This window comes from Kribbella sp. NPDC026596 (assembly GCF_040638415.1).
Classification (GTDB): Bacteria; Actinomycetota; Actinomycetes; order Propionibacteriales; family Kribbellaceae; genus Kribbella.
Window position 1 is genome coordinate 1 of the sequence record NZ_JBEZYF010000134.1, and the last position, 7607, is coordinate 7607.

Sequence of the window (7607 nt, forward strand, 5' to 3'; positions counted from 1 at the left end):
CTCATTGGGCGCCGCCCTGCTGAGCCTGAACGGCGGTGATCGCGACGGTGCTGATGATGTCCCGTACGGTCGCTCCGCGCGAGAGATCGTTGACGGGTTTGCGTAGACCCTGCAGGACCGGTCCGACCGCGACGGCGTTCGCCGAGCGCTGTACCGCCTTGTAGGTGTTGTTGCCGGTATTGAGGTCGGGGAAGATGAACACGGTCGCCCGGCCGGCCACCGGCGAGCCGGGCAGCTTCGTTCTCGCCACGGCGCTGTCGATCGCGGCGTCGTACTGGATCGGTCCCTCGACCGGAAGCTCCGGAGCCCGCTCCCGGATGATGGCGGTTGCCTTCGACACCTTTTCGACGTCGGTCCCCGAACCGGAGGTGCCGGTGGAGTACGACAGCATCGCGACCCGCGGCTCGATGCCGAAGGCAACTGCCGTCGCGGCCGACGAGATCGCGATGTCCGCGAGTTGCTCGGCGGTCGGATCGGGGTTGACCGCACAGTCGCCGTACACCAGGACCTGGTTCTGCAGGCACATGAAGAACACCGAGGAGACGACGGAGACCCCGGGCACCGTCTTGACGATCTCGAGTGCCGGCCGGATGGTGTGGGCGGTGGTGTGCGCCGCGCCGGACACCATGCCGTCGGCGAGGCCGAGCTGGACCATCATCGTGCCGAAGTACGAGACGTCTCTGACCAGCTCGCGGGCTCGGTCCTGGTCGATCCCGCGATGCTTCCGGAGCCGGTGCAGCTCGTCCGCGAGCCGCTCGGCGAGGTGATCGTGTTCGGGGTCGACGACCTGGGCGGCGGCGATGTCGGCGCCGAGTGCGGCGGCCTTGGCGCTGATCGTCACCGGATTCCCGAGCAGGGTCAGTTCGGCCACTCCCCGGCGCAGCAGGACGTCCGAGGCCCGCAGGATGCGCTCCTCCTCGCCTTCGGGCAGGACGATGTGTTTGCGGTGGGCAACTGCTTCGTCGATCAGCTGGTGCTCGAACATCAGCGGCGTCACCGCGTTGCTGCGCGCGACCTCCAGTTGATCGAGGAGGGCCCCGCCGTCGACGTTCTGCTCGAAGAGGGACAACGCCGCGTCCACCTTGCGCGGCGAGTCCTTCGTGAGCCTGCCGCGGACGGCGGTCAGTGCTGCCGACGTGGCCTGCGTGTCGAGAGGGGTCTCGAGGATGGGCAGTGTCACCCCGACGCCGTCGAGCAGCCGCTGGACCTGCGCCGGCAGCGTGAAACCACCGTTGAGGACGACCGCGGAGATCTGCGGGAAGTTCAGCGACGCGTGCGCGACCAGCACCCCGAGCACCACCTCTGGCCGATCTGCCGCAGTCACCACCGCGGCTCCGTCGAACAGCCTGTCGAGCACGTTCGGCATCGTCATCCCGGCGACGACGAGACCGGTGACCTCGCGCGTCAGCAGGGCAGGATCACCCCTCAGGAGACGGCCTTCGACCGGGACCATCAGGTCCGCGACCGTGGGCTGGGTCAGGAGCGGCTCCTCCGGCAGGGCGAACGCCGGTGCACCGGCGCCGGCCAAGACCGCGACCGTGTCAGCGAGGTGGTGCGGGTGACGCGGTTGGCGACCACCGCGGCCAGCGAACCATGGTTGCCCCGCAGTTCCCCGACAGCCATGTCGGCGATCATCCGAAGATCATGCGGGCTGCGCTGGAACCCGTTGAGGACGAGGACGACCGGTGTGCCCAGGTTGGCGGCGATCTTGGCGTTGAAGGAGAACTCTGTCGGAGTCCCCACATCGGTGTAGTCGCTGCCGACGACGAGTACGGCGTCGGCGTGGTCGGCGATCTCGTGGTAGCGCTGCACGATCGCGTCCAGCGCGGCGTCGGGGTCCGCGTGTACCTCGTCGTACGTGACGCCGAGGCTCTCGCCGTACGCCGACTGGACCGCCTCGTGGGCGGTCAGAAGGTCCAGGACGTAGTCCCGGCCACCGTACGTCGCTGTGTCCGGACGAACGATGGGACGAAACACAGCCACTCGTTCGACCCGGCGCGACAGCTGCTGAAGCACGCCGAGAGCGACCGTGGATTTTCCGGTGGACCCCTTCACCGACGCGATGTAGACGCTGCTCCCCATGCCTGCACCCTAACCACTCACCGCGACCGCGGCGGACTGGTCCTCGAACGGGACCTTCGGCCCTGTGCCCGCGGCGCGGGGGACAGGACCGTGAGAGAGGGAGGTGGCACACACATGACCACAATGCCGACGACCGGCCGCTATGTCTTCGACTTCGCCGAGGGGAGCATGGACCAGAAGGAGCTGCTCGGGGGAAAGGGCGCCAATCTCGCGGAGATGACCCGGCTGGGTCTCCCGGTTCCACCGGGATTCACGATCGGGACCACGGGGTGCCGTGCCTATCTGGCGACCGGGGATCTGCCGGCCGGCCTGGCCGACGAGATCACGGCACACCTCGGCCGGCTCGAGCAGGTGATGGGCCGCCGGCTGGGTGACCCGGCCGACCCGCTGCTGATCTCGGTGCGCTCGGGTGGGAAGTTCTCGATGCCCGGGATGATGGAAACCATCCTAGACATCGGGCTGACCGACGAGTCGGTCCACGGGCTGGCGAAGCACTCGGGCGACGAGCACTTCGCGTGGGACTCCTACCGGCGGCTGCTGCAGATGTACGCGCGCACAGTCCTCGACGTACCGGATGAGCTGCTGCAGGCGGCCGTGTCCACGGAGTACGCCGAGTGGGGAGTCGGGACTCCTGAGGAGCTGCCGGCCCCGGCGATCGAACGTGCCTGTACGGCGCTGAAGCAGGTGATCGCCGATCACGCCGGTCGGCCGTTCCCGCAGGATCCGGCGGAGCAGCTCGACCTCGCGGTCCGCGCTGTCTTCGGCTCGTGGTCGACACCGCGGGCTCGTTTGTACCGGCGCCAGGAGCACATCCCGGACGACCTCGGTACGGCGGTCAACGTGATGGCGATGGTCTTCGGCAACCGTGGCCCGGACAGCGGCACCGGTGTCGCCTTCACGCGCGACCCGGCGTCGGGTGCGACGGGGGAGTACGGAGACTACTTGCAGGATGCTCAGGGTGAGGACGTTGTCGCAGGTGTCCGCAACACCGTTCCGTTGGCCCGGCTGGCCGATATCGATCCGGTGAGTCATGCCGGACTGCTGACCGCGATGACCACCTTGGAACGGCATTACCGCGACCTGTGTGACATCGAGTTCACGATCGAGCGTGGCCGGCTGTGGATGCTGCAGACGCGGGTCGGCAAGCGTACCGCTGGGGCGGCGTTCCGGATCGCGGTCCAGTTGGTCGACGAGGGCCTCATCACCCTCGACGAGGCATTGTTGCGCGTCAGCGGCGCCCAGCTCGGACAGCTGATGTTTCCACGGTTCGGCGAGCGGCACGGCGTACCGGAGTTGGCCCACGGTGTTCCCGCCTCGCCGGGTGCCGCGGTCGGGGTCGCGGCCTTCGACTCCGAGGCGGCACAGCGGTTCGCCGCCGACGGCCGGCACGTCGTTCTCGTCCGCCGGGAGACGAACCCCGACGACCTGCCCGGCATGCTGGCAGCGGTGGGGATCCTCACCACCCGAGGCGGGAAGACCTCCCACGCCGCTGTCGTCGCTCGCGGCATGGGCAAGACCTGTGTCTGCGGCGTCGACAGTCTGTCCGTGGACCCGGTCGCGCGCCGTGCTGTCACCGCCGACGGCGTCGTCATCGAGGAGGGCGACGTGCTCTCGTTGGACGGGACCTCGGGCGTCGTCTACCACGGGGAGGTTCCAGTCGTCGCCTCGCCGGTGGTGGAGTACTTCGAGGGTCGCCTGGGCCTCGCCGAGGCGGATGACCTGGTGCGGGCGGTCGACCGGCTGCTGCGGCACGCGGATGCCCGTCGAAGGCTCGGCGTTCACGCGAATGCCGACACTCCCGCGGACGCCGAGCGCGCCCGGCAGTTCGGCGCGGGCGGCATCGGGCTGTGCCGGACAGAGCACATGTTCCTTGGTGAGCGTCGCAAGCTCGTCGAGCGCCTGGTGCTCGCCGAAGGTCCCTCGGACCAGCAGACAGTGCTCGAGGAACTGCTGCGGCTCCAGCGCGACGACTTCGTCGGGATCTTCCGGGCGATGGCCGGCCTGCCGGTGACGGTGCGGCTGATCGATCCGCCGCTGCACGAGTTCCTGCCCGACCTGACCGACCTGTCGGTGCGCGCGGCCGTCGGCCGGGCTACCGGCACTCCCGATGTCGACGCGGAGCGCCTCTTGCCGGCGGTCCGGCGGATGCACGAGAGCAACCCGATGCTGGGGCTGCGCGGTGTCCGGCTGGGGATCGTCATCCCGGGGCTGTTCGCCATGCAGGCCAGGGCGATCGCCGAGGCGGCCGCCATCGTGACGGGGGAGGGCAAGACGGTGCGTCCGGAGATCATGGTGCCGTTGGTGGCCGGCGAAGCTGAGCTGCACCTCGTGCGGCAGGAGATCGAAGGTGTCCTCGCCGAGGTGGCGACCCGAACCGGCCGCACGGTCCCGACCCGGATCGGCGCGATGATCGAGGTGCCGAGGGCGGCGCTGGGTGCCGAGCAGATCGCCCGGTCCGCCGACTTCTTCTCGTTCGGCACCAACGATCTCACCCAGCTGACCTGGGCCTTCAGCCGCGACGACGTGGAGGCATCGATCTTCCCGCGCTACTTCGACGCCGGGATCTTCGCGGTCTCGCCGTTCGAGTCGCTGGATGTCGTGGGCGTGGGCCGGCTGGTCCGGATCGCCGTCGCCGAGGGACGCAGCGGCAACCCCGACCTGGTCGTCGGCGTCTGCGGTGAGCACGGCGGCGACCCGGCGTCGATCGCCTTCTTCGCCGAGGCCGGCCTGGACTACGTCTCGTGCTCCCCGTACCGCATCCCGATCGCGCGCCTCGAAGCAGGCCGCGTCGCCGTGGCCCCGACCTCGGCGGAGAGCGACACACGCTGAGCGGCGCGAGCCCAGCCGACCTTCCCTTGCCGGGGAGGTCGGCTCGGCGCATGGAGGTCGGCTGGGCTGTCGCCATCACGCTGATCAACTCGGTCGGTGCGGTGCCGATCGCCTACTTCGTCCACGGCCGCCGACCGCGAAGCTGATCAGCCGGATGGACGGACTCCGCGGCGGGACCAGGTGCAGGACTCACCAGCCTTCAGTTGCCGCGTCCGGCCGAAGCAGCGGACGGTGATCGGGGCGCCCGGGCCGGGGTCGACGGTGAGCGTGAGCCCGGTGGTGGACACTTCGGCGACGAGCCGGTGTCCGCGGTAGCGCAGCACCATCCGGAGCGTGCCGAGTCTGCCCGGCCAGTGTGGTCCGAAGCGGAGTACGCCGTTCCCCGTGCTCAGACCGGTGAAGCAGCGCTGGATCAGGTCGACGCCGCCGGCCATCGCGGCGAGGTGGATGCCTTCCGCGGTCGTGCCGGTCCGGCTCGGATCGCCGGCGTCGCTGTGCAGCGCCTGTTCGAGGAAGCCCAGGGCCCGATCGGGATCGAGCATCGCCAACCCCCAGGCGTGCACCACCGCGCTGAGCGACGAGCCGTGGCACGTGCGGGCCAGGTAATACTCGACTGTGGCGCGGATAGTTTCGGCGGTCAGCGGGTAGCCGAGCCTTTCCATCAGCTCGCGCAACTCCCGGCGGGGCAGGAGGTACAGCAGCATCAGTACGTCGGCCTGCTTGGAGACCTGGTACGCCGTGACGTCGTGTCCCTCGGCCTCGAGGATCCGGTCCAACCGGCGAATATCGCCGTACTCGGCCCGGTAGTGCTCCCAGTCGAGCTCGGCCAGTTGCTCGTATCCCTCGAACTGGCTGATCACCCCGTCGTGGAACGGGACGTACATCCGGCGGGTCAGTTCGTCCCAGTGACTCAGTTCCTCGGCGCGGAGGCCGAGGGACTCCACCAGTTGCGTGCGCTGCCAGTCCGGTAGTAGATCGAGGGCCTTGGCGGCCACGCCGAACAGCCAGACGGCCATCACGTTCGTGTAGGCATTGTTGTCGATCCCGGCGGCCGGCTGATCGGGATAGCCGGTGTGGAACTCGTCGGGTCCGACCACACCGCGGATCACGTAACGGTCGCGACCCTGGTCGTACTCGGCCAGGCCGGCGAAGAACCGCGCCACCTCGACGATGACCTCGGCACCGTAGTCGCCGAGGAATTCCAGGTCGCCGGTCAGCTCGACGTATTGCCACATGGTGTAGGCGATCGCCAGGCCGACATGCCGTTGCCGGAAGGTCGCGTCCTCGCTCCAGCGGCCGGACAACGGATTGAGATGCAGCCGCTGGCTCTCCTCACGACCGTCGCTGCCGGACTGCCACGGATACATGGCTCCCGGATAGCCCGCCTGCCGAGCCGCTAGTCGGGCGGCGGGCAGCCGCCGGTACCGGTACAGCAGCAGTGCCCGCGTCAGCGACGGCATGCGCAAGGTGAGCACCGGGAAGACGAACAGCTCGTCCCAGAAGATGTGGCCCCGGTACGCCTCCCCGTGCAGGCCGCGAGCGGGTACGCCGGCGTCGGTGTCGGCGCTGTGCGGCGAGACCGACTGGAGCAAATGGAAGAGGTTCAGCCGGACTGCGGCAAGGGTGCCGTCGAACGGCTCCTCGAGGTCCAGGGAGAACTGACGCCACAGGTGTGACCAAGCCAGCAGGTGGGCTTCGCGCAGCTGGTCGAAGCCGGGCGCATTCGCGACTGCGGTGCGGCTGGCCAGCAGCGGTTCGGAGATCCCCGGGTCACGCGACCCGCAGAGCGCGGCCACCTTCTCGGCGGTGACGACGTCTCCGCTCCGGACTGGGACGACGACCTCGGCAAACGCGGATGTTGTGTCCGTCCGTGAGGTCCAGTCCGTGAGTGGCGATCCGTTGTGGGCGGCAATGGTTCGCGTCGCGACGGCAACCCGGTGGCGTGATTGCGAGGTCGTCGCCGCGACCATGAGGTTGCCGTCAGCAACCGTTGCGGACACGTCGGTCAGATGCCGGCCGGACAGTTTCCGGTAGCGCTCGACGCCGGCGTTGCAGACGGCGCCGTTCACCGCGGTTCCGAGTCGTAGCCGGCCCTCCCAGTTGACGGCGGTGACGGCCAGGGTCTGGCCGGCCAGGTGTGGCTCGGCCATGCTGACGAAGCGCCGCTCCACACCGCGGACCTCCCGGCCGTGCGGATCGCGGAGCCAGAACCGCCGGGTCAGGACGCCGCGCAGCAGGTCCAGATCCTGATCGTGCTCGAGCACCTCGCAGTTGTCGGGACTGAGCCAGTCGCCGTCGTCGATGGCAGCCGTCAGCGGCAGCCAGTCCGGCAGGTTCACCAGGCTCTCGTTCTCGAGCACATGGTCGTTGAGCGGGTCGGCCAGTCGGTTGTAGTAGCCGGCCAGGTACGTCCCTGGGTAGTGGTGTTCGTCGGCCACGGCACCTGCCCAGCACCCTCTGGTGGCGAAGTACCCGTTGCCGACGGTGCACAGTGCCTCGCGCCGCCGCTCGTCGGCGAGATCGTAGCCGCCGAACCGGTGGATCCAGTCGTTCATGGCTCGAGACCGACCCAGCCCGTCGCGTCCCGCCACGGGCGGCGGCCGGTGTGTGCCTCTGCCTGGGCTGGATAGCCGATCCGGAGGATCATCTGCGGCCAGCTCCGTCCACCGATCAGGTCCCGGATCTGTGCCCGCAAG

The 7607-nt window shown here is 69.2% G+C and carries 5 protein-coding genes; 2 read left to right on the forward strand and 3 right to left on the reverse strand.

Features of this window, described 5'->3' with window-relative positions; genetic code table 11:
- Position 1 precedes the first annotated feature (1 nt).
- Both pta and AB0E63_RS45825 read right to left on the reverse strand, forming a co-directional pair.
- Entirely contained in the window at positions 2-1528 is a 1527-nt protein-coding gene (gene pta, locus AB0E63_RS45820; protein WP_360381025.1) for a phosphate acetyltransferase, read from the reverse strand.
- Positions 1477-2082 carry an AAA family ATPase gene (locus AB0E63_RS45825; protein ID WP_360381027.1) on the reverse strand — a complete coding sequence of 202 codons (606 nt, stop codon included), beginning with the start codon at positions 2080-2082 and terminating at the stop codon, positions 1477-1479. The genes pta and AB0E63_RS45825 overlap by 52 nt, the downstream gene beginning before the upstream one ends.
- A 114-nt stretch (positions 2083-2196) precedes the next feature.
- On the opposite strand from AB0E63_RS45825, the gene ppdK reads away from it, so the two are divergent.
- The gene (gene ppdK, locus AB0E63_RS45830) at positions 2197-4911 is read left to right on the forward strand and encodes a pyruvate, phosphate dikinase (RefSeq protein ID WP_360381029.1); all 2715 of its coding nucleotides are present in this window, start codon (positions 2197-2199) and stop codon (positions 4909-4911) included.
- Positions 4824-5057 carry a DUF5652 family protein gene (locus tag AB0E63_RS45835; RefSeq protein WP_360381031.1) on the forward strand — a complete coding sequence of 78 codons (234 nt, stop codon included), beginning with the start codon at positions 4824-4826 and terminating at the stop codon, positions 5055-5057. Before ppdK ends, AB0E63_RS45835 begins: the two co-directional genes overlap by 88 nt.
- Here AB0E63_RS45835 and AB0E63_RS45840 read toward each other — a convergent pair whose 3' ends face one another.
- Positions 5058-7466, reverse strand: coding sequence for a glycosyl hydrolase family 65 protein (locus AB0E63_RS45840; RefSeq protein WP_360381034.1), 2409 nt, complete (start codon positions 7464-7466; stop codon positions 5058-5060).
- Positions 7467-7607: the final 141 nt, after the last annotated feature.